Consider the following 20592-nt stretch of genomic DNA (forward strand, 5'->3'; position numbering starts at 1 on the left):
TAAGAGTCCGAGTTAAGCTAGAATTGTTGTGCGCTGCAGCATGGGGTGAATCCCATCCTTTTCCCATGCCGGGCGGCGCAAAAAACCCTCCACCCGATGGTCTCCAATACCGCCAAAGAAGTCTTCATCCAGGGTATTACCCGCGACGGCAAAACCTTCCGGCCCAGCGACTGGGCCGACAGGCTGTGCGGCGTGATGAGCCATTTCCGCCCGGGCGGCCCGCAGCCCGGCAGCCACCTGACCTATTCCCCCTGGTGCGTGCCTACCGTCATCAACGGCGTGAAATGTGTGGTCGTCAACTCTGAACTGCGCGAGGCCGAGCCCATGGCCTGGGATTTCGCCATCAACTTCGCCAAAGACAACGATTTACAGGTGGCTGAAGCCTGCCTGATTCCCGAGCCACCCGTTCGCTGAGGGCAGGCCGGCTTCACCGGCCTATTTCTTTTTTCCTTCGGCCAGCCAAGCCTGTATCTGGGCATCCGCCACGCCGGATTTGCACCAGGCGGCCACGAGCAGCGCTTCAGACCCCAGTTGGTGATGCTTGGCATCGGAGGCCGGAGCGGTCAGCAAGGTGGCGGGCGTTCCGGCCGCCATCAGCTTTTGCTGGAACTCCTGCTGTGACTCAAAGGCCACTGCCGAGTCCTGCGGGTCGCCTAATACAAACACACGGCGCCGGCCGTCCGGCTTGACGCCGCCGATGTGGTCTATCGGGTCGTACACCGCCGACAGCGGCTGTCCCGTCTGGTCCAACCCGCGCTGGGCTTCCTTGCTGCCGAGCAGGCGGGCCCGCGTCTTCATGCTCACCGCGCCGCTGGCGACCACTGCGCAATCGATGTCCGTGCGGCCCAGCGTCAGTGCCGCGCCCACCAGCCCGCCACCGCCGCTCAGGCCTGTCAGCTGGATGCGCTGATAACCGTATTTTTTCTTGATGGCGTCGATCGCCGCGTTTGTCAGATGGGCTTCGACCGGCATGCGGCGCTCGCGCAAATGGCTCGCGCCAGTGCTGCCGTAAGCGCCCGGACGGCCTATGCGGATCACCGGCAGGCCGATTTCTTTGGCCGAGCGTTCGGACCGCGCGATCTGCAGGCTCCGGCTTGCGGACTTGACATAGGCATCCCTGGCCTGCGCCATGCCGCCGCTCAGGACGTCGCCATGCATGAAGAGCACGGCGGTTTCCGCGCCGAGCGCATTGGCGCTGGGAAAGTAGCGAATGCAGCCTTTGGCTGTGCGTTCGGCGGCACCCTGTTCACGCCACTGCGTTTCCACCCAGACGGCATCCTGCTTGGCGTTGCATTCCGCCTGGCTGATGGTGCCGGGATTGAGCAATTCGTTGAAGTCGAAGATTTCGTCGTCGGCGGCATGGCCGGTGCCCAGACTGGCCGCGATGAGGGCCGGCAGAACGAGTGCGCGCATGAGCCGCCTTTTCTTGTTGAGTAACAACAGTGGAAGAGGGCGGTTTGTCCCTATGCGCCCCATCTGCGCCCGAGTCTAAGTGAAGCGCCCAACAAAAAAGCCGTCTTTCGACGGCTTTTTTGCTTTGCTGCAGCGCACCCTACAAAACGGCGGACGGTATTTTCGTGAAGAAGATGCCGACCGGGCGATTTGCCTAATTGCTTAGGCGGCCTTTGCGGGGGCCAGTGCCAGGGCTTTCACCTTGGCGGACAGGCGGCTCTTGTCGCGCGCTGCCTTGTTCTTGTGGAAGATGCCTTTGTCGGCAACCGTGTCCACAATGCTCTGGGCCTTGGCGAACAGGTCCTTGGCTTTGTCTTTGTCACCGGCTGCAACGGCTTTTTCGACGTTTTTCACAGCGGTGCGGTATTTGGAGCGCAGCGAGGTGTTCGCGGCGTTGAGTTTGACGTCCTGGCGGACGCGTTTGCGGCCTGATGCAAGGCGCGGGTTCTTTTTCTTGGGTTTGGCGGTAGCCATATATAAATTCCTTTAATCCTGGGGAGGAGTCTGTGGATGTTGCAGCAAAGCCTTGGATTATACGACGGCCGGGTCTCAGGCCCAACATGGTGGTTTTAGCCAGGAAGGACTTACATCAGCAGGGGCCGCGGAACCGGCTTTGCCGGGCCGCAGGCGCAGCGGCCCCCTCGGGGGGCAGGGAGTTACGCGAAGTGAACGACCGTGGGGGCTATAAACTCCCGGGGTGTCACTTTTTAAAGCTGCTTCCACCGTATCCCTGCTGACCCTGGCTTCGCGCGTCACGGGTCTTGTCCGGGACCTGCTGATGGCCTCGGTGTTTGGCGTCAGCGCCATGACCGACGCCTTCAACGTCGCCTTCCGGATACCCAACCTGTTCCGGCGGGTACTCGGCGAGGGGGCTTTCAGCCAGGCTTTTGTGCCGGTGCTGGCGGCCTGCAAGGCGGAAAAAGGGGAAGAAGGCGCAAAGCAGCTGATCGACCACGTCGCGACCTTGCTGACCTGGACGCTGGTGCTGCTGTGCGTGGCCGGCGTGCTGGCCGCGCCGCTGATGGTGTGGGCCATGGCGAGCGGCCTGAAGCCGCAGGGTTACAACGCCGCCGTGGTAATGACCCGGTGGATGTTCCCTTACATCGGTTTCATGTCGCTGGTCGCGCTGGCCGGCGGTGTCCTCAACACCTGGCGCCGGTTTGCCGTGCCCGCCGCCTCGCCCGTATTGCTGAATGTGGCGCTGATCGGCTCCATCACCCTGGGTGCTCCCTGGTTTGCCAGGCATGGCATCGAGCCGATCTACGCCCAATGCGTGGGGGTGATGGTCGGCGGCCTGCTGCAACTGGGCTTGCAACTGCCCGCGCTGCGGAGTTTGGGCTTGCTGCCGCGGATAGGCGCCAGCTTCGCGGCCCTAAGCCAGTCCTGGAACGACCCGGGCACACGCAAGGTGCTGAGCTTGATGTTGCCGGCCCTGCTGGGCGTGAGCGTTGCGCAGATTTCGTTGCTCATCAACACCCAGATCGCCTCGCACCTGGCCACCGGCAGCGTGAGCTGGATCACCTATGCCGACCGTCTCATGGAATTTCCCACCGCCATGCTGGGTGTCGCCCTGGGGGTTGTGCTGATGCCGCAACTGGCCGCGGCGCGCGGCAGCCAGGATGAGGAGCGTTACTCGGCCATGCTCGACTGGGGCCTGCGCCTGGTGGTCCTGCTGTCGGTGCCCTGTGCGGTGGCCCTGCTGGTGTTCTCGCAGCCGCTGGTCGCCGTGCTGTACCACTACGGCGCGTTCAGCGACCTCGACGTGCAGCGCACGACGGCGGCGTTGAGCAACTACGGCGTGGGGCTCATAGGCATCGTGGCCGTCAAGGTGCTCGCCCCGGGCTTTTACGCCCGGCACGACATGCGCACGCCGATGCGTATCGCCGTCTGCGTGCTGGTGTTCACGCAGGTGCTGAATTATTTTCTGGTGCCGGTGCTGCAGCATGCGGCCCTGACGCTGTCGATCGCCATTGGCGCGTTGGTCAACGCCTTGTGGCTTTTGCTGGGGCTTTTGAAACGCGGAAGTTACAAACCGGTGGCGGGTTGGGGCAAGTTTGCACTGCAGGTGGGCGGCGCCAGCGCCTTGCTGGCGGCCTTTTTGTTGTGGGCCGCCGGGGCGGTGAGATGGGTCGCCCTGAAAAGCCATTCCATGGAACGCATCGGCTGGCTGGCGCTGGTATTGCTGGCGTCGGCGGTGCTGTATTTCGCGGCGCTGTGGCTGTCCGGCCTCAAGGTAACAAAGCTGCTGAGACATTGACGGGCGGCGCGCTCCAGGTACCGAGCGGCATTTCCCCGGATGCCTTTTTGCGCCGGATTATGAGAAAGTAGGGGTCATGCAATTAAATCTGGCTGTACCGTCACCATTGCAATATTTCTCCAGCCTGGTGGAAAGCGACGAGCATTTCCCCCTCCTGGAAGCCGCCATCAGCCTGGCGCAGGACGAATATCCCGACCTGGACGTGCAGCAGGTGCTGGGCGACGTCGACCAGCTCCTGGCCCGCCTCAAGCGCCGCCTGCCGGCCGACGCACCGGCGCTGCAGCGGCTGCGCGCGCTGAACCAGTTCTTTTTCCACGACCTGAACTTCGGCGGCAACGTCAACGACTACTACGATCCCGACAACAGCTACCTGAACGCCGTGCTGCGCACGCGCCGCGGTATCCCCATCACGCTGGCGGTGCTGTGGCTGGAACTGGCGCTGGGACTGGGGCTCAATGCGCGCGGCGTGGCCTTTCCGGGGCACTTCATGGTCAAGGTCAACCTGCCCAAGGGCCAGGTGGTGATAGACCCGTTCAGCGGCCAATCGCTGAGCCGCGAGGAGCTGTCCGAGCGGCTCGAGCCTTTCCGGCAACACGGCGGCAGCCCGGGCGACGAGTTCGAGGTGCCCATGGGCCTGTACCTGCAGTCGGCGCCGCCGCGCGAGATCATCAGCCGCATGCTGCGCAACCTCAAGGAAATCCACAAGACCCAGGAAGACTGGCAGCGCCTGATTCCGGTACAAGACCGCCTCATCGTGCTGCAACCCGAAGCCTGGACGGAATACCGCGACCGCGGCCTGGCCTGGGCCGCCCATGGCGAGCCCGAACGCGCGATGGCCGACCTGGAAACCTACCTGGCCAACGCCGAGGACGCACTCGACATCGACGCCATGGCCGAGCGCCTGGCCCAGCTGCGCCAGGGCCGCCACTGAGCTTCAGGGCTCATTTCAAAGAAGCTCGATCTCACTGAGCGTGAGAAAACAGCTCTCGCGCGTGATCGCCACAAAGTCGGCCAGCCACGGGCGAGCCGAGGTGGCTTCGGTACACGCCACATACAGGCGACCGGTCAGCCCCTTTTTGCCTATGGGCCTGGCGCTCACATAACCCCGGTCCAGGTAGCTCTGCACCGCCCACTTGGGCAGCGCGGCCACGCCGCGGCCGCTGGCCACCAGCTGCAGCATCGCAATTGTCAACTCGGTGGTGCGGCGCGCGGGCTTCACGCCTGCCGGCTCCAGCACCTGGCGCACCACGTCCAGCATCTCGTCGGGCACCGGGTAGGTGATCAGGGTTTCATCGGCGAAGTCTTTGGCCGTCAGGTGTGTCTTGGCGGCCAGCGCATGGTGGTTGGCCAGCAGCGCCATGATTTCAAAGCGGAACAGCGGATGGAAGTCCACCGTTTCATCGGCGTCAGCCTCCGACACGATGGCGATGTCGGCGCGGTCCTGCAGCACCAGCGCGATCGGGTCGGGGTGAAAGCCCGAGACGATGTCGAGTTCCACCTCGGGCCAGCGCGTGCGGAAGGCGTCCATGGCCGGCATCAGCCAGTCAAAACAGGTGTGGCACTCGACCGCGATGCGCAACTGGCCGGAGCGGCCGGTGGCCAGGCGCGCCACGTCTCGCTCGGCTTCCTCGACCTGCGGCAGCACCGCATCGGCCAGCGCCAGCAAGCGCAGGCCGGTGGTGCTGAACTGCGGCGGCACGGATTTGCGCTCGAACAGCGGCGTGGCGTAGCGCTCCTCCAGCAACTTGACCTGGTGCGACAGCGCCGACTGCGTGAGGTTGAGCAGCTGCGCCGCGCGCACCAGGCTGCCGCTGTCGCGCAGGGCGGTCAGGGTGCGCAGGTGGCGCAGTTCAAGGATGGAAAGCGTCATGACTGGGTTAGAGGTGAATCAATTATTTTCACGTTGAAAGGCAATATCTTTCGTTTGAATAATAGTTGAATCTGCACGACCATGCGTTCTTTGTTTGATTTGCAATCGGGAGATAAGCGGCATGGTCCATACACACACCCTGGGTTTTCCGCGCATGGGCGCGCACCGGGAACTGAAATTCGCGCTTGAAAAACACTGGCGCGGCGAGATCGGCCCGGCCGCGCTGGAAGCGGCCGGCGCCGAATTGCGCGAGCGCCATTGGGCCGTGCAGAAAGAAGCCGGGCTGGATTTCGTGACGGTGGGTGACTTTGCTTTTTACGACCACGTAGCCAACCACATCCAGATGCTGGGCTGCGAGCCGGCGCGCTTTGGTTTTACCGGACAGGAGCCCGCCCTTAGTCGCTACTTCGCGATGGCGCGCGGCGTGATTGCCGAGGGCGGCGATACCCACTGGCTGGACTGCGGCTGCGGCTGCGGCAATAGCAAAGAAAAGGACCAGGCTGAGGGCGGAACATTCGCCCTCGAGATGACCAAATGGTTCGACACCAACTATCACTACCTGGTGCCGGAGTTTGGTCCTGGCACCGAATTCAGCCTGGCATCCGAACGCCTGTTTGATGAAGTCGCGCAGGCCAGGCTGGCCGGCCACGCCGTCAAGGCCGTGCTGTTGGGGCCGCTGAGTTTCCTCTGGCTGGGCAAGGCAAAAACGCCGGGCTTTGACCGCTTCAGCCTGCTGGGCAAGCTGCTGCCGGTCTACGAAAAAATCCTCGCTCGCCTCAAGGCCCAGGGCGTGGAATGGGTGCAGATGGACGAACCCATCCTGGGCCTGGACCTGCCGGTGGCCTGGAGCCAGGCTTTTGAATCCAGCTATTGGCAGCTCTCGCGCGGCGGCGTCAAGCTGCTGCTGGCCACCTACTTTTCGCCGTTGCAGGAGAACCTGCGCATGGCCTGCCAGCTGCCGGTGGCGGGCCTGCATGTGGATGCGGTGCGCGCGCCTGAAGAACTCATCGGCGTGGCCGACTGGCTGCCCAGCCACAAGGTGCTGTCGGTCGGCATCGTCGACGGCCGCAACATCTGGCGCACCGACCCCGATGCCGCCCTGGCCAGGCTGAGGCCTGTGGCCGAGAAGCACCAGGGCGAACTCTGGCTGGCGCCATCCTGCTCGCTGCTGCACGTGCCTTACAGCCTGGAAGCCGAGGACAGGCTGGACACCGAACTCAAGTCCTGGCTGGCCTTTGCGGTCGAGAAACTGTTTGAGCTGCGCATGCTGAAGGCCGTGCTCGAGGGCCGCGAAAACGCCGTGGAACCCGAACTGGCCGCCGCCCGCCTGGCGGCCCAGGCGCGCCGCAACAGCCCGCGTGTGCACCGCGCCACCGTGGCGGCGCGGCTGGCCCAGGCCGCCGCGGGCGCTGATCAGCGGCCGTCGCCTTTCAGCCGGCGCCAGCAGGTGCAGCGCGCGCGCTTTGCCTTGCCGCTGTTCCCGACCACCTCGATAGGCTCGTTTCCGCAGACCGCCGAGATACGCGCCGCGCGCGCGGCCTTCAAGCGCGGTGAGATCGGCAAATCGCAGTACGCCGAAAAAATGCAGGCTGAAATCCGGCTGGCGGTGCGCAAGCAGGAAGCGCTGGGCCTGGACGTGCTGGTGCACGGCGAGGCTGAGCGCAACGACATGGTCGAATATTTCGGCGAGCAGCTCGACGGTTTTGCCTTCAGCGCCAACGGTTGGGTGCAGTCCTACGGCTCGCGCTGCGTCAAGCCGCCGGTGATTTACGGCGACGTGGCGCGCCCCGCGGCCATGACGGTGGCCTGGACGGTGTATGCGCAAAGTCTCACGAAACGGCCCATGAAAGGCATGCTGACCGGCCCCATCACCATCCTGCAATGGTCTTTTGTGCGCGACGACCAGCCGCGCAGCCTGACCGCCGGGCAGATCGCCTGGGCGATACGCGATGAGGTGGTGGACCTGGAGGGCGCCGGCATAGGCATCATCCAGATCGACGAGCCGGCGATACGCGAAGGACTGCCGCTGCGCCGCGCCGGCTGGAAGGCTTACCTGGAATGGGCCACGCGCGCCTTCCGCATCAGCGCCAGCGGCGTGGCCGACGAGACGCAGATCCACACCCACATGTGCTATTCGGAGTTCAACGACATCCTGCCGGAAATCGCTGCCATGGATGCCGACGTGATCACGATTGAAACCAGCCGCTCCGACATGGAGCTGCTGCGCGGCTTCGGCGACTTCAAGTACCCCAACGAGATAGGCCCCGGCGTCTACGACATCCATTCACCGCGCGTGCCCACGGTGGACGAGATGGTGCGGCTGCTGCGCAAGGCGGCGGCGGTGATTCCGGCGGAAAACCTCTGGATCAACCCCGACTGCGGCCTGAAGACGCGCGCTTGGCCCGAGACCGAGGCGGCGCTGGGCAATATGGTGCAGGCTGCGCGCGAGGTCCGCGAAGAACTCGCGGCCTGAAGCCAGTCCAGCGCGTCAGGTGCCGCGCTTGAGGAACTGCGGAATCTGCATGCCGTCGGGCGAATTCACGTTGCGTGACATCACGGGCGCGCTGCTGACCTGGACGGGCCGGCCCACCGCGCGGGCCGTGCTCTGGGCGGACATGCGCGCGCCGTGTATCAGCGATTCCTGCGCGGGCATCAGGCTGCCGGGCAGGGAACTGCCCGGGCGCGACGTGGCTGCTTTTTGCGCGGGCGCCGGGTTGAGCGGCCTGGCGCCCAGTGTCGCGGCGACCGAAGGCCGGGGCGCGACCATCTGCGGCGGGACCTTGGCCACGGTCCTGGCCGGCGTGTGCTCTGGGGCGTCGTTGGCCGCCTGCGGCGGGTACAGCGTGGGCCTGAGCCAGTTGAGGATGGGTTGCCATTGGGCGAGGTCGGGCGCGGCGGCGCTGGCCGGCAAATCGAACATCGTCATGCCGCGCTCCAGGCTGCGTACATAGAGCTGGGTTTCGCGCAGCGCGCCCAGAAAAGGCATGCCCAGGGCTTCCGACCATTCCTCCAGGACTTTTGCGGCGCTGGTGCGCCCGTCTATGCGCATGCCCACGGTGGCGAGGCGGCAGCGGCCGCTGGCTACGCGCGGCAGCGCCATCAGGTCGGCGTGGCACTGCGCCGCGGATTCGCGGTCGAACATGGAATTGCATACCGGCATGATGATGGCGTCGGCGAACATCACGACCCGCGCCAGTTCGAAACCGTGCATGCCGCCCGGCGTGTCGAGCACCACGTGGGTGATGCCGGTGGGCACGCGCAGCATGTTTTTCTGGTCCACGGCCCAGGGGGCGATGGCCGGCAGCCCGGCGTCGCGGCGCTTGAGCCAGCTGCGCGCTGACTGCTGCCGGTCCACGTCGCCCAGCATGACAGAGCTGCCGTTGCGTGCGCACCAGGCGGCGATGTGCGCGGCCAGTGTGCTTTTGCCACTGCCTCCCTTGCGGTTGACGACTGCGATGACCGGCATGCATGCTCCAAAGACGGATCAGAGGAACAGTTTGATACAGAAATAACAAAAAGTCCAGTGAAGCCAGTCGGCATCGGCGCCCGCAGCTAGTGTTTTTGTAGCGCAGGCGACTCGCCCTCCGCGGCCTCCCTGAGCCAGCCTTTGAGCCAGCGGCAAAACGCCCGGCCTGTTTCGGGGACAGTGCTGCGCGGGTTGATGTAGGCCGAATAGCTGGCATCACCCCGGACGGCGTCAGGCGCGGCGCGCAACAGATGGCCCCGGCGCAAGGGCTCGGCGACCAGCAGTTCGGGCACCACCAGGTGGCCCATGCCGCCTGTCGCCGCCGCGATCGCCAGGAAGTAGTGGTCGAAGCTGGCGCTGACGTGAATGCCGGCCGCCTGCAGGCCCACCTGTGCAGACCAGGCGGCCAGCACGTCGGGCCGCGACTGCGCCGCGAGAAACTGCCACTGGCTGACGGGCTGGTTCGCGAACTCGCGGCAACGCGCCGGGGACGCCACGCACACCAGGTTTTCGGCGGCCAGCAACCAGTGCTCGGCGCCGGCGACGGCCAGGTCGCGCGTGATCAGCACGTCATAGCTGTCGGCCGGGCCCGGCGGCGAAAGCGAGGTCACCAGGTCCACCGCCACCGGGGCCGCGGGTTGGAAGCCGGGCAGGGCGGGGATCAGCGTCGTCATCGCAAAGGTGGGCAGCGAAGTGCGCACGATGAGGCGGGCGCCGGCCTGGCTTTGCGCCAGCTGGCGGGTGGCCAGCTCTATGGTCGACAGGGCGTCCTGCACCGTGTCGAAATACAGGCGCCCGGCATCCGTCAGGCGCACCGAAGTGCCGCTGCGCGCGAACAAGGGCTGGCCGAAGTAGCGCTCCAGCGTGGCGACATGGCGACTGACACCGCCCTGGCTCATGCCCAACACGCGGCCGGCGCGGCTGAAGTTAAGCTGGCGGGCGGCTTCCACAAACACCCGTACGGCGTTCAGCGGCAGCGCCTGGAGGTTGGAGTCATCTGTTTTACTCATCATTGGAAGCTGCTTTATTGATGGGTGATGGTGTTATTTCCAGGAAATTCATCGAATATGGCGGTCAGCCAGGACATCATTTGATGATTCTTGCTCATCATCCATTGTCAAAGGCTTTCCTCATGCCCCTTGTTTTGCATAGCTGCTCCGGCGGCACCCTGCTTCTCCCCGACGCCCTTTTATGCGACCGCCGTGACGGCGGCCACCTGGTCGTCAACCCGCCGCGGCCGGTCTGGGAGCGCAGTGAACTGGCGCCGCTCGAATTGGCCCACTGGTCCTGCCTGGTGGCCGCCACCGGCCGCGCCATGCTGGACGTACTGCCTGCCCTAAGCGACGGCTGCCTCAACTACTGGGAGGCCGGCAACTGGGCGCTCAATGACCAGGCCCCGCCCGCCGGGCCCAAGGACGTCCAGGCGCATCGCCGCGTGCACCTGCATGTGCTGGGGCGCAGCCGGCAGGCGATGAATCCCGACTGGCGCTGGGGCGAGTCGCCCAAATTCCCGCGCTGGGCGGACATGGCGGCGTGGGCGTCGGGATTCGCGCCGCTTGGCCCGGAAGAGTGCGAGGCCATTGCCGGGCGCGTCAAAGCCTTGCTGGACAGCCGTTTCCGCCTGCCCGAGCCCGGCGCGCCGGCATGAACGCCCAAACGCTGGCACTGGTACTGGCGGGGGCGGTCTGCCACGCGCTCTGGAACATCGTGGCCAAGCGCGCGGCGGGCGGCACGCTCTTCGTCTGGCTGTTCGGCTGCGTCAGCGTGGCGGCCGCGGCGCCGGTCGCCCTGGTGGCCTGGCAACTGCACCCGCAGGCCTTTGACGGCTGGATGTGGCTGGCCGTGCTGGCCAGCGCGCTGGTGCATGTGGTGTATTTGCTGGTGCTGCAAAAAGGCTACCGGGCGGGCGACTTCGCCGTGGTCTATCCCATGGCCAGGGGCACCGGGCCGCTGCTCGCGGTGCTGGGGGCTGTGGTGCTGCTCGGCGAACTGCCCAGCGTGCTGGGCTGGCTGGGTGTGGCCCTGGTGCTCGCCGGTGTCTTCATGACGGCCGGTGGCACCACGGGTGCTGCCGGCGGTGATGCGCAGCGGCGCCGGCGCGGCGTGCTCTGGGGCGCGCTGACCGGCGTGTGCATCGCCGGCTATACCGTGATTGATGGCTGGGCCGTGAAGTCGCTGGGCATGGCGCCTGTATTGTTCTATGCCACGAGCCTGGCGTTTCGCACCGTGCTGCTCGCACCCTGGGCCTTGCACCAGCGCGGCGCACTGCGCGGGCAGTGGCGGCAGCACCGCACGGCGATTGTGCTGGTCGGTGTGCTGTCGCCGCTGGCCTATTGCCTGGTGCTGTTCGCCGTGCAGTCCGCGCCGCTCAGCTATGTGGCCCCGGTGCGCGAGATGTCCATGCTGATAGGCACGCTGATGGGCGCCCGGCTGCTCAAGGAATCCCTCAAGCCCTCGCAGGTGCTGGGCGCGGCGTTGATGCTGCTGGGTGTGGCGGGGCTGGCGCTGGCCTGAGCCGGCAGGCGTCAGGCCGCTGGTGCCTGCAGCCGCAGTGCGTTGCGCCAAGTCCCCAGCAACGCAAGTGCCGCCAGGCTGAAAACAAGGCCCGCGGCAAAAGTCGCAGGCGCGCCCAACTGGTCCCAGAGCACGCCGGCCAGAGTGCTGGCCACCAGCAACGCCAGGCCGCTGACAAGGTTAAAAAAGCCGAAAGCCGTTCCGCGCAGATCCGCCGGTGCCGTCTCGGCCACCATGGTGGCGAGCAGGCCCTGGGTCATGGCCATATGCAGGCCCCACAGCGCGATGCCCGCCGCAGCCATGCCCCAGTGGCTGCCGGCGGCAAGCAGCAGGTCCGCCGCCGCGAGCACCGCCAAGCCCCAGGCCAGCAAGGCGCTATGGCTGATGCGGTCCGCCAGCTTGCCGAAAGGGTAGGCGCCCAGGGAATAAACCAGGTTCATGGCGACCAGGACCAGCGGCGTGTAAGCCACCGGCAGGCCGCCCTGCATGGCGCGCAGCAGCAAGAAGGCTTCGCTGAAGCGCGCCAGCATGAACACCGCGCCCAGCACCGCTACACGCCAGTAGGGCGCACCCAGGCGCTTGAGGTTGGCGCGGGTGATGGGATTCAGGCGCGGGGCATCCGGTGCCTGTTCGCGCTCGGGCTCGCGTACGCCGACCAGCAGCAGCGCCACCGCCAGCACACCCGGAATCACGGCGACCCAGAACACCGCCCGGAAGTCATTGGCCCAGAGCAGCATCAGGCCCATGGCCAGTAGCGGCCCGATAAAGGCGCCCACCGTGTCCAGTGATTGGCGCAAACCGAACGCCGCGCCGCGCATGCCCGGCGGGGCCAGGTCGGCCACCATGGCGTCCCGCGGGGCGCCGCGTATGCCCTTGCCCACGCGGTCGACCAGGCGGGCGGTGAGCACCAGCCCGGTCGTCGTGGCTATCGCGAAGAGGGGTTTGGATGCCGCGCCCAGGCCGTAGCCCAGCAGCGTCAAGGGCTTGCGTTTGCCCCAGTAATCGCTGAGCACGCCTGAGAAAACCTTGACGATGAGCGCCGTGGCTTCGGCCAGGCCTTCGATGAAGCCGACGGCCCAGAGACTGGTGCCTAGCACCGTCACCATGAAGACCGGCAGCAGGCTGTGGATCATCTCGGAGGAGATGTCCATCAAGAGGCTGACAAAGCCCAGCGCCCAGATGGCCGCCGGAAGGCGGCGGGCCGGGGTGACCGGAGGAGGAGTGGGCTGCGGCATGGGTTGTTGGTGCCGCGCCGAGGTTTAGCCGACCGTGACGGCAGCGCCGTCGCCCTTGGCGGCGATCACACCGATCTCATAAACCTGTTCACCCGCATCGCGCAGGGTCTTGGCTGTGGCTTGCGCGTTGGCGGCGTCCACGACGACGACCATGCCGATGCCGTTGTTGAAGGTGCGGTTCATCTCGAAGTCGTCGATGCCGGCGGTTTTTTGCAGCCAGGCGAACAGCTCGGTTTGCGGCCAGCTGCCCTTTTTGAGGTGGGCGGCCGTGCCTTCGGGCAGCACGCGCGGGATGTTTTCGAGCAAGCCGCCGCCGGTGATGTGGGCCAGGGCCTTGATGGGATGAGCTGCCAGCGCGGCCAGCACGTTCTTCACGTAAAGGCGGGTGGGCTCCATCAGGGCCTGCTTGAAGGGTTTGCCGTCCAGCGTGGCGGGCGCATTGCCGGCCGCGCGCTCTATGCATTTGCGCACCAGGCTGAAACCGTTGGAATGCACGCCGCTGCTGGCCAGGCCCAGCACCACGTCGCCGGGCTTGACGTCTTTTCCGGTCAGGATCTTGGATTTCTCGACCGCGCCCACGGCAAAACCGGCCAGGTCGTATTCGCCTGCCGGGTACATGCCGGGCATTTCGGCGGTTTCGCCGCCAATCAGGGCGCAGCCGCTGAGTTCACAGCCCTTGGCGATGCCGCCGACCACGGCCGCGGCCGTGTCCACGTCCAGCTTGCCGCAGGCGAAGTAGTCCAGGAAAAACAGCGGCTCGGCGCCTTGCACCAGCACGTCGTTGACGCTCATGGCCACCAGGTCTATGCCCACGGTGTCGTGCATCTGCCATTCAAAGGCCAGCTTGAGCTTGGTGCCCACGCCGTCGGTGCCGCTGACCAGCACGGGTTCCTTGTAGCGTTTGGGCACTTCAAACAGCGCGCCGAAGCCGCCGATGCCGGCCAGCACGCCTTCGCGCATGGTTTTTTTGGCCAGGGGCTTGATGCGCTCGACCAGCGCGTCGCCCGCGTCGATGTCGACGCCCGCGTCTTTGTAGCTCAGGGGGGAAGGGGAAGAGGTGGTCATGGTGTCGGCTTTGCTACGGGTTGGGGCGGTAGGGCGGATGAGGGGGCTGGAAGGCGGGTTTGCGGCGCTGGAGGGGCCTGCAAGCCCGATAGAATTCAGCCTGAGATTCTAAAGGCTACCCATCCGGCCGCTTTCAGGCCCTTCCGCGGCGTGTTCCGGCCAGTTCAACCCAAGGCTTTATGCAATTCACCACCACCCAAAAACGCGCCGCCGCCTGGTGCCTGATCGCCGCCCTGGTCGTTCTCGCGCTGTGGCTGCTGGGGCCGGTGCTCACGCCCTTTGTGGTGGCCGCGGTGCTGGCTTACGCGTTGACGCCGCTGGTCAACCGGCTGGATTCCATGGGCAAGGGCCGCCTGCCGCGCGTGGTGGCGGTGATCGTGGTCGAATTTCTCTTCATCGTGGTGCTGCTGAGCCTGTTCCTGCTGATCGTGCCCATCATGGCCAAGGAACTGCCGGTGCTGCGTGAGCAGGTGCCGCTGCTGGCCGACAGGCTCAATACCAGCCTGGCCCCGTGGCTGGCGCAGTTCGGCATCCATGTATCACTGGACGTGGCCAGCATCAAGGCCTTTGTGGTGAAGTACCTCAATGCCAATTTCGAGGACCTGTTCACCTCGCTGATGTCCTCGCTCAAGCTGGGTGGCAGCGTGGCGCTGGCCATCATGGGCAACGCCGTGCTGATTCCTGTGGCGCTGTTTTACCTGCTGATGGACTGGGACAAGTTCGTCGCCCGCGTGCTCGAACTGGTGCCGCCCCACCTGCGCGGCGGTTTCGACAGCTTCACCAAAGAAGCCGACGCGGTGCTGGGCCAGTACCTGCGCGGCCAGTTGCTGGTCATGCTGATCATGGCGGTGTTTTATGCCGTGGGCCTGGCCCTGTTCGGCCTGGACCTGGCCGTGCCTATAGGCGTCTTCACCGGCCTGGCGATGTTCATCCCCTACCTCGGCTTCGGCCTGGGCCTGATGCTGGCGGTGCTGGCTGGCCTGCTCGAATTCGCGTCGCTCAAGGCGCTGGTCATGGTGGCTGTGGTCTATGGCATCGGGCAAGTGGTGGAAAGCTTGTATTTCACGCCGCGCCTGGTGGGCGAGCGCATAGGCCTGCACCCGCTGGCGGTGATTTTTGCCTTGCTGGCGTTCGGCCAGATGTTCGGCTTTGTCGGCGTGCTGGTGGCCCTGCCGGCCAGCGCGGTGCTGCTGGTGGGCATACGCCGCGTCAAAGCCAGCTACATGTCCAGCCGGCTTTACAAGGCTGGATGAGGTTGGGATAAGCACATGGCGGGCATGAAACAGATTGCGCTGGACATCGGGCTGGCTTCGGCTCCCTCGTTCGCCAATTTTTTTGGCGGGCCGAATGAGGCCGCGCTCAAGCACCTCGAGCTCTGGGCCGGCAATACGTTGCGTTCACCCGTGCCCACCTACCTCTGGGGTGAAACCGCCAGCGGCAAGACCCATCTGCTCAAGGCCGTGCGCGAGGCGCTGCGCGAGCAGGGCGCCGCCAGCGGCTGGATGGACGCCTCGCTGCTGGAGCCGCCCGAATTCAACGAATCCTGGGCCGCCGTCATCCTGGACGACTGCCATCTCTACACCGCGGTGCAACAGCAGGCGGCCTTCAACTGGTTCGTCAACGCACTCAGCGCCCCAGACGGCCGGCCGCGCTGGGTGCTGGCCGCCGGCAACGTGCCGCCCGCCGATCTGATACTACGCGAGGATTTGCGCACCCGCCTGGGCTGGGGTCATGTGTTCGCGCTGCAGGCCCTGACCGAACCCGAGCGGCGCGCCGTGCTGCGGCGCGAGGCCGACGCGCGCGGCGTGTTCCTGAGCGACGAGGCCATGGACTTCATGCTGACCCGCTTTTCGCGCGATCTCGGCAGCCTGATGCAGCTGCTCGACCAGCTCGACGGCTACGCCCTGCAGACCAAGCGCGCCATCACCATCCCCCTGATCAAGTCCATGCTGGAGAGTGAATGACGGGCAAGAAAAAGATTGCGTTGTTTGATCTGGATCACACGCTGCTTCCCATCGACTCTGATTACGAATGGGGCGAATTCACGATTGCGCTGGGCTGGTGCGATAGCACCGAGTTCAAGCGCCGCAATGCCGAATTCTTCGAGCACTACCGCGCCGGCACGCTGGACATCCATGATTACGTGCGCTTCGCCACCCAGGCCATCCGGGAGCAGGGCGCCGCCAGTTCGGCCGCCGCCCATGTCCGCTTCATGCGGGAGGTCGTGCAGAAAGCCATCACACCCCAGGCCCTGGCCCTGGTGGACGGCCACCGCGCGGCGGGCGACGAGCTGCTCATCGTCACCGCCACCAATGAATTCGTCACGCGGCCCATCGCCGACGCTTTCGGCGTCAAGGAATTGATCGCGGTGGAGCTCGAGCGCGACGCCCAGGGCTGGGTGACCGGTGAAATCCGGGGCACGCCCTCGGCCCGCGAAGGCAAGGTCACCCGCATGGAACAATGGCTGGCCTCCCGCCGGCTGTCCTGGGACGACGTGGAAACCACGTTTTATACCGATTCCCTGAACGACCTGGCCCTGATGGAGAAGGTCGCCCACCCCGTCGCCACCAACCCCGACGAGCGCCTGCGGGCGCTGGCGGTAGAGCGCGGATGGCGCATACTTGAGCTGTTTACCTAGTATTTCATGATCAAAAAATTCATCGACAAGCTGTTCGGCAAGTCCGACAGCACGGAGCCCGGTGCCAAACGGGCCAAAAAATCCCCCTTCGGGCAGCGCCAGGACGTAGGCGTCAAGGAACACGGCATCGACGTCAAGCTGGTGGACGACCGCGCCATGGACGTGGTGCACACGCTCCAGGACGCCGGTTATGAGGCCTACATCGTCGGCGGCGCGGTACGCGACCTGCTGGTGGGCCTGCGGCCCAAGGACTTCGACGTCGCCACCGACGCCACGCCCGAGCAGGTCAAGTCCTTGTTTCGCCGCGCCTTCATCATCGGCAGGCGCTTTCGCATCGTGCACGTCATCTACGGCCGCGGCCGCGAACACGAGGTCATCGAGGTCTCGACCTTCCGCGCCCACCTCGACAGCAGCCTGGCCGAGCAGGTCGGCGGCAATGAGCGCACGAGCAAGAGCGAACTGGCCGGCATGAAACACGCCGTCGACGCCTCCGGTCGGGTGCTGCGCGACAACGTCTGGGGTCCCATCGAGCAGGATGCCGCGCGCCGCGACTTCACCATCAACGCGATGTACTACGACCCTGAAACGCAGGTGGTGGTCGACTACCACAACGGCATCAAGGACGCCAAGAAACGAATCATCCGCATGATCGGCAGCCCGGCCGTGCGCTACCGCGAAGACCCGGTGCGCATCATCCGCGCCGTGCGTTTCGCGGCCAAGCTCAGCGCGCTGGGCTTCAAGTTTGAAGACAAGACGGTGGCGCCGCTGCGCGAGATGAAGGGCCTGCTGGCCGACGTGCCGCAGTCGCGCCTCTTCGACGAAATGCTCAAGCTGCTGCAGACCGGCCATGCGCTGGCCAGCATCGCCCAGCTCAAGTTCCTGGGCCTGGGCACCGGTATCTATCCGCTGCTCGACGTGGTGGTTGAAAACGCCGACGAACCTTTCCTCAAGCTGGCCCTGCAGGACACCGACCGCCGTGTCGGCGAAGGCAAGCCGGTGGCGCCCAGCTTTTTGCTGTCCTGCGTACTGTGGGCCGACGTGCGCGAAGGCTGGGAGCAGCGCAAGAAGCGCGGCGAGCACCTCATGCCCGCGCTGCAGGACGCGATCGACGATGCCTTCAACGCCAAGATCGGCGACGTGTCGGGCCGCGGCAAGCTGGGCACCGACATGCGCGAGATCTGGACCATGCAGCCGCGTTTTGAAAAACGCAGCGGCAGCGCACCCTATTCGCTGCTCGAGCAGCCGCGTTTTCGCGCCGGCTTCGACTTCCTGCGCCTGCGCGCGCAGACCGGCGAGATCGACATGGAGCTCGCCGAATGGTGGGAGAAGTTCAGCACCGCCTACGACGACGAACGCCACGCGATGATCGAGGAAGCGCGCCAGGCGCAGCAGCATAAACCGCAGGCGCCGCGGGTTCGCGTCAAGCGCCCGGACGCTGAAGCCGGATCAGGTCATGCCGAACGTCCCACAAGCGATGAGGCCGACGTGCCAGGCGAGCAGGGCGATGCCGCACCTGCCAAAAAACGCCGCCGGCGGCGCAAGCCCGCCAACCGCGGTGGTGGAGGGGGAGACGCTGCTGCGGCTTCTGCTCCCGCCGGCAACGACGGCGAGTAAGCCACCAGGCGCGCAGGCACGGGCATGGTTGACGCCTACATTGGCCTGGGCGCCAACCTCGGTGATGCGGCGGCCGCGCTCGCACAGGCTACGAAGGACGTGGCCCGCCTGCCGGGCACCACAGTGATCGCCCGATCCGGCCTTTACCGAACTGCTCCCATCACCACTGCCGATGGTGTGCAAGTCCAGGCATCGGGAGACGATTACCTTAATGCTGTTCTCAAAATCGAGACCAGCCTGCCGGCGCCGGTCTTGCTACGGCATCTGCTCCAGATCGAATTGACTGCGGGCCGCGAGCGGCCCTACCTGCACGCACCGCGAACGCTGGATCTTGACTTGCTGATTTACGGTAGCGGGCACATTGAGTCGCCCCACCTGACGGTGCCCCATCCGCGCATGTGGCAACGCGCTTTTGTGTTGGTGCCGCTGGCGGAGATCGAGCCTGGGCTGGTCAGCGCCGCCCAACTGGCGGCCGTGGCCCAACAGCGCATTGAACGGCTGGACCGGCCAAGCGATAAGGACTAAGGCGCCAGCCGCTCCCGCAGCCAGTCCCCGCCCTCCTGCAGCGTATACCGCAGCCGGTCATGCAGCCGGCTTTTACGCCCCTGCCAGAACTGCCAGTTGTCGGGCTTCAGGCGGTAGCCGCCCCAGTGCGACGGGCGTGGGGGCTGCAGCAAAAATTTAGCGCCATATTTGGCCGCATTGGCCACCAGCACGCCGCGCCCGGCGATCACCTCGCTTTGCGGGCTGGCCCAGGCGCCTATGCGGGAATCCAGCGGCCGGGTGTTGAAGTAGGCGTCGCTTTCCTCGGCGGAAACCTTTTCGACCACGCCCTCAATGCGCACCACGCGCTCCAGCTCCACCCAATGGAACTGCAGCGCCGCATAAGGATTGCCGGCCAGTTCCCGGCCCTTGCGGCTGTCGTAGTTGGTGAACCAGGTGATGCCGCGCTCGTCATAGCCCTTGATCAGCACGATGCGGGTGGAGGGGCGCAGGTCGCTGGCTACTGTGGCCAGTGTCATGGCATTGGGTTCGGGCACCTCGGCCGCGATGGCTTCCTGCAGCCACTGCTCGAACTGCTTGAGCGGGTCGGCCTGCGAGGCGTCTTCGTTGAGTTCGGCGCGTTCGTAGCTTTTGCGCAGGTCGGCAATGGAGAGGGTGGGCTGGCTCATGCCCATGATTGTGCCCGCTCGGCCCATGCCCTTGTCCGCAACCGCCCTTGTCCTATAAGCATGGGTAGTGTTTTGAGGTGGCGCTTGATAGCGAATTAATATTCGCTTATATTCTGAGCTTCCCATGAAGCCCAAAGACGACGAAAAGCAGCGCGCGATTGCCGAGGCCACCTTCAACCTGGTGGCCCAGACCGGCCTGAGCGGCCTGACCATGGCCGACATCGCCCGCACGGCCGGCATCGCCACCAGCACGCTTTACGTCTACTACCCGTCCAAGGACGAGTTGATCAGCCAGCTCTACGAAGAAGCCAAGACCGCGACCATGCAGCGCCTGATGGACGGCGTACTTCCCGGCTCTCCCTTGCGCAGCCGGGTGCGGCGCATCTGGTGCAACCTGCTGCGGCACCGGCTGGAGCGCCACGCCGAGGTGGTGTTCCAGGAGCAGTATTACAACTCCCCCTGGTTCACGCAGGGCAACCGCGAGCTGTCGGCGCGGCTGGCGGCGAGCTTCCTGGCGCTGATGGAAGAAGGCCAGCAGCAGGAGATCTTCAAGCCCGTGCCGCTACCCCTGCTCACGGCCAGCGTGGTGGGCTCGGTGCGGGAGACCGCCAACCTGATACGCACACAGGTGCTGCCCGATGACGAGGCCGTGCGCCAGGCGGCCTTCGGCCTGTGCTGGGACGCCATCAAGGCCTGATCGCCTGGCGACGTCCCGAAAGTGAATACCCCCTGATATCCGCGGGCCACCTTATTTTGATAAAAACCGTGCTTTAAGCGAATATAAATTCGACAAGTGCTTCCCGTTTCCCCTGACTAACAACAACTGCAAGGAGTTCCACGATGCCCACCCTCAACATCAACGGCAAGGACACCGCCGTCAACGCCGACGGATCCACCCCCATACTCTGGGCCCTGCGCGACACGCTGGGCATGACGGGCACCAAGTTCGGCTGCGGCGCCGCGCTGTGCGGCGCCTGCACCGTGCACCTCAACGGTACGGCCATACGTTCCTGCATCACGCCGATTTCGGCCGCCGCCGGCCAGAAAATCACCACCATTGAAGCCGTGGCCACCGACCGCGTGGGCAAGGCGGTGCAGGACGCCTGGGTCAAGCACGACGTGGCGCAATGCGGCTACTGCCAGAGCGGCCAGGTGATGAGCGCCACGGCTTTGCTCAAAGCCAATGCCAAGCCCAGCGACGCCGACATCGACGGCGCCATGGCCGGCAACATCTGCCGCTGCGGCACCTATGTGCGCATTCGCGCGGCCATCAAAGACGCCGCTCAAACCCTGGCTTGAAGGAGAACAC

Annotated in this window: 21 protein-coding genes; 13 read left to right on the top strand and 8 right to left on the bottom strand. The window is 65.5% G+C overall.

Annotated elements, in window-relative coordinates; all coding sequences use genetic code 11:
• Positions 1 to 96 precede the first annotated feature (96 nt).
• A complete protein-coding gene (locus AC1D1F_RS16185) occupies positions 97 to 414 on the top strand; it encodes a DUF3579 domain-containing protein (RefSeq protein WP_477655167.1) in 318 nt (105 codons plus the stop codon).
• A gap of 21 nt (positions 415 to 435) precedes the next feature.
• On the opposite strand, the gene AC1D1F_RS16190 is transcribed toward AC1D1F_RS16185, so the two are convergent.
• Together AC1D1F_RS16190 and rpsT are read right to left on the bottom strand one after the other, a co-directional pair.
• Positions 436 to 1413, bottom strand: coding sequence for a hypothetical protein (locus AC1D1F_RS16190; RefSeq protein ID WP_477696470.1), 978 nt, complete (start codon positions 1411 to 1413; stop codon positions 436 to 438).
• A gap of 201 nt (positions 1414 to 1614) precedes the next feature.
• Complete coding sequence (rpsT, locus tag AC1D1F_RS16195) at positions 1615 to 1926, bottom strand: 30S ribosomal protein S20 (RefSeq protein WP_007864125.1); 312 nt, start codon at positions 1924 to 1926, stop codon at positions 1615 to 1617.
• A 223-nt stretch (positions 1927 to 2149) separates the two neighbouring features.
• Here rpsT and murJ point away from each other — a divergent pair, with 223 nt between their 5' ends.
• Together murJ and AC1D1F_RS16205 are read left to right on the top strand one after the other, a co-directional pair.
• On the top strand, positions 2150 to 3709 hold the full coding sequence (gene murJ / locus AC1D1F_RS16200) for a murein biosynthesis integral membrane protein MurJ (RefSeq protein WP_477678731.1): 1560 nt from the start codon (positions 2150 to 2152) through the stop codon (positions 3707 to 3709).
• Positions 3710 to 3785: 76 nt separating this feature from the next.
• Positions 3786 to 4640, top strand: a complete 855-nt coding sequence (locus AC1D1F_RS16205) for a SirB1 family protein (RefSeq protein ID WP_477696471.1) — start codon at positions 3786 to 3788, stop codon at positions 4638 to 4640.
• Between the two features lie 15 nt (positions 4641 to 4655).
• On the opposite strand, the gene AC1D1F_RS16210 is transcribed toward AC1D1F_RS16205, so the two are convergent.
• Positions 4656 to 5579, bottom strand: a complete 924-nt coding sequence (locus AC1D1F_RS16210) for a LysR family transcriptional regulator (protein WP_477696472.1) — start codon at positions 5577 to 5579, stop codon at positions 4656 to 4658.
• Positions 5580 to 5700: 121 nt separating this feature from the next.
• On the opposite strand from AC1D1F_RS16210, the gene metE reads away from it, so the two are divergent.
• Positions 5701 to 8052 carry a 5-methyltetrahydropteroyltriglutamate--homocysteine S-methyltransferase gene (metE, locus tag AC1D1F_RS16215; RefSeq protein ID WP_477696473.1) on the top strand — a complete coding sequence of 784 codons (2352 nt, stop codon included), beginning with the start codon at positions 5701 to 5703 and terminating at the stop codon, positions 8050 to 8052.
• A 15-nt stretch (positions 8053 to 8067) separates the two neighbouring features.
• Here metE and AC1D1F_RS16220 read toward each other — a convergent pair whose 3' ends face one another.
• Entirely contained in the window at positions 8068 to 9045 is a 978-nt protein-coding gene (locus AC1D1F_RS16220) for a ParA family protein (protein ID WP_477675775.1), read from the bottom strand.
• Positions 9046 to 9131: 86 nt separating this feature from the next.
• Positions 9132 to 10055 carry a LysR family transcriptional regulator gene (locus AC1D1F_RS16225; RefSeq protein WP_477675774.1) on the bottom strand — a complete coding sequence of 308 codons (924 nt, stop codon included), beginning with the start codon at positions 10053 to 10055 and terminating at the stop codon, positions 9132 to 9134.
• A 122-nt stretch (positions 10056 to 10177) separates the two neighbouring features.
• On the opposite strand from AC1D1F_RS16225, the gene AC1D1F_RS16230 reads away from it, so the two are divergent.
• On the top strand, positions 10178 to 10693 hold the full coding sequence (locus tag AC1D1F_RS16230; protein ID WP_477675773.1) for a hypothetical protein: 516 nt from the start codon (positions 10178 to 10180) through the stop codon (positions 10691 to 10693).
• A complete protein-coding gene (locus tag AC1D1F_RS16235; RefSeq protein WP_477675772.1) occupies positions 10690 to 11559 on the top strand; it encodes an EamA family transporter in 870 nt (289 codons plus the stop codon). Before AC1D1F_RS16230 ends, AC1D1F_RS16235 begins: the two co-directional genes overlap by 4 nt.
• 11 nt (positions 11560 to 11570) lie before the next feature.
• Here the strand turns inward: AC1D1F_RS16235 and AC1D1F_RS16240 are convergent, their stop codons facing one another.
• Complete coding sequence (locus tag AC1D1F_RS16240) at positions 11571 to 12794, bottom strand: MFS transporter (protein WP_477675771.1); 1224 nt, start codon at positions 12792 to 12794, stop codon at positions 11571 to 11573.
• A gap of 24 nt (positions 12795 to 12818) precedes the next feature.
• Positions 12819 to 13859: a phosphoribosylformylglycinamidine cyclo-ligase gene (purM, locus tag AC1D1F_RS16245; protein ID WP_092127164.1), complete on the bottom strand. Its 1041-nt coding sequence runs from the start codon at positions 13857 to 13859 to the stop codon at positions 12819 to 12821.
• Between the two features lie 179 nt (positions 13860 to 14038).
• Between purM and AC1D1F_RS16250 the strand changes: the two genes are divergently transcribed.
• The 5 genes from AC1D1F_RS16250 to folK are packed head-to-tail and all read left to right on the top strand — an operon-like array spanning position 14039 to position 18636.
• Entirely contained in the window at positions 14039 to 15112 is a 1074-nt protein-coding gene (locus AC1D1F_RS16250) for an AI-2E family transporter (protein ID WP_477675770.1), read from the top strand.
• A 24-nt stretch (positions 15113 to 15136) separates the two neighbouring features.
• On the top strand, positions 15137 to 15823 hold the full coding sequence (gene hda, locus AC1D1F_RS16255; protein ID WP_477675769.1) for a DnaA regulatory inactivator Hda: 687 nt from the start codon (positions 15137 to 15139) through the stop codon (positions 15821 to 15823).
• Entirely contained in the window at positions 15820 to 16497 is a 678-nt protein-coding gene (locus AC1D1F_RS16260; protein ID WP_477675768.1) for an HAD family hydrolase, read from the top strand. Before hda ends, AC1D1F_RS16260 begins: the two co-directional genes overlap by 4 nt.
• 6 nt (positions 16498 to 16503) lie before the next feature.
• Positions 16504 to 18111, top strand: a complete 1608-nt coding sequence (gene pcnB, locus AC1D1F_RS16265) for a polynucleotide adenylyltransferase PcnB (RefSeq protein WP_477675767.1) — start codon at positions 16504 to 16506, stop codon at positions 18109 to 18111.
• A gap of 24 nt (positions 18112 to 18135) precedes the next feature.
• Complete coding sequence (gene folK / locus AC1D1F_RS16270) at positions 18136 to 18636, top strand: 2-amino-4-hydroxy-6-hydroxymethyldihydropteridine diphosphokinase (RefSeq protein WP_477675766.1); 501 nt, start codon at positions 18136 to 18138, stop codon at positions 18634 to 18636.
• Here folK and pdxH read toward each other — a convergent pair.
• The gene (pdxH, locus tag AC1D1F_RS16275; protein WP_477675765.1) at positions 18633 to 19283 is read right to left on the bottom strand and encodes a pyridoxamine 5'-phosphate oxidase; all 651 of its coding nucleotides are present in this window, start codon (positions 19281 to 19283) and stop codon (positions 18633 to 18635) included. The two genes, folK and pdxH, sit on opposite strands and share 4 nt — an antisense overlap.
• 124 nt (positions 19284 to 19407) lie before the next feature.
• On the opposite strand from pdxH, the gene AC1D1F_RS16280 reads away from it, so the two are divergent.
• Positions 19408 to 19980 carry a TetR/AcrR family transcriptional regulator gene (locus AC1D1F_RS16280; RefSeq protein ID WP_477675764.1) on the top strand — a complete coding sequence of 191 codons (573 nt, stop codon included), beginning with the start codon at positions 19408 to 19410 and terminating at the stop codon, positions 19978 to 19980.
• A gap of 143 nt (positions 19981 to 20123) precedes the next feature.
• Positions 20124 to 20582, top strand: coding sequence for a (2Fe-2S)-binding protein (locus AC1D1F_RS16285; protein WP_477655187.1), 459 nt, complete (start codon positions 20124 to 20126; stop codon positions 20580 to 20582).
• Positions 20583 to 20592: the final 10 nt, after the last annotated feature.

The organism is Polaromonas sp. P1_H6 (genome assembly GCF_056405195.1).

Coding starts and splice junctions, on each gene's coding strand:
- AC1D1F_RS16205 (WP_477696471.1), top strand. CDS start 3,786: ATGCAATTAAATCTGGCTGTACCGTCACCATTGCAATATTTCTCCAGC.
- AC1D1F_RS16235 (WP_477675772.1), top strand. CDS start 10,690: ATGAACGCCCAAACGCTGGCACTGGTACTGGCGGGGGCGGTCTGCCAC.
- AC1D1F_RS16230 (WP_477675773.1), top strand. CDS start 10,178: ATGCCCCTTGTTTTGCATAGCTGCTCCGGCGGCACCCTGCTTCTCCCC.
- AC1D1F_RS16260 (WP_477675768.1), top strand. CDS start 15,820: ATGACGGGCAAGAAAAAGATTGCGTTGTTTGATCTGGATCACACGCTG.
- pcnB (WP_477675767.1), top strand. CDS start 16,504: ATGATCAAAAAATTCATCGACAAGCTGTTCGGCAAGTCCGACAGCACG.
- AC1D1F_RS16250 (WP_477675770.1), top strand. CDS start 14,039: ATGCAATTCACCACCACCCAAAAACGCGCCGCCGCCTGGTGCCTGATC.
- AC1D1F_RS16210 (WP_477696472.1), bottom strand. CDS start 5,579: ATGACGCTTTCCATCCTTGAACTGCGCCACCTGCGCACCCTGACCGCC.
- folK (WP_477675766.1), top strand. CDS start 18,136: ATGGTTGACGCCTACATTGGCCTGGGCGCCAACCTCGGTGATGCGGCG.
- hda (WP_477675769.1), top strand. CDS start 15,137: ATGAAACAGATTGCGCTGGACATCGGGCTGGCTTCGGCTCCCTCGTTC.
- AC1D1F_RS16220 (WP_477675775.1), bottom strand. CDS start 9,045: ATGCCGGTCATCGCAGTCGTCAACCGCAAGGGAGGCAGTGGCAAAAGC.
- AC1D1F_RS16285 (WP_477655187.1), top strand. CDS start 20,124: ATGCCCACCCTCAACATCAACGGCAAGGACACCGCCGTCAACGCCGAC.
- AC1D1F_RS16185 (WP_477655167.1), top strand. CDS start 97: ATGGTCTCCAATACCGCCAAAGAAGTCTTCATCCAGGGTATTACCCGC.
- purM (WP_092127164.1), bottom strand. CDS start 13,859: ATGACCACCTCTTCCCCTTCCCCCCTGAGCTACAAAGACGCGGGCGTC.
- rpsT (WP_007864125.1), bottom strand. CDS start 1,926: ATGGCTACCGCCAAACCCAAGAAAAAGAACCCGCGCCTTGCATCAGGC.
- metE (WP_477696473.1), top strand. CDS start 5,701: ATGGTCCATACACACACCCTGGGTTTTCCGCGCATGGGCGCGCACCGG.
- pdxH (WP_477675765.1), bottom strand. CDS start 19,283: ATGAGCCAGCCCACCCTCTCCATTGCCGACCTGCGCAAAAGCTACGAA.
- AC1D1F_RS16190 (WP_477696470.1), bottom strand. CDS start 1,413: ATGCGCGCACTCGTTCTGCCGGCCCTCATCGCGGCCAGTCTGGGCACC.
- AC1D1F_RS16240 (WP_477675771.1), bottom strand. CDS start 12,794: ATGCCGCAGCCCACTCCTCCTCCGGTCACCCCGGCCCGCCGCCTTCCG.
- AC1D1F_RS16280 (WP_477675764.1), top strand. CDS start 19,408: ATGAAGCCCAAAGACGACGAAAAGCAGCGCGCGATTGCCGAGGCCACC.
- AC1D1F_RS16225 (WP_477675774.1), bottom strand. CDS start 10,055: ATGAGTAAAACAGATGACTCCAACCTCCAGGCGCTGCCGCTGAACGCC.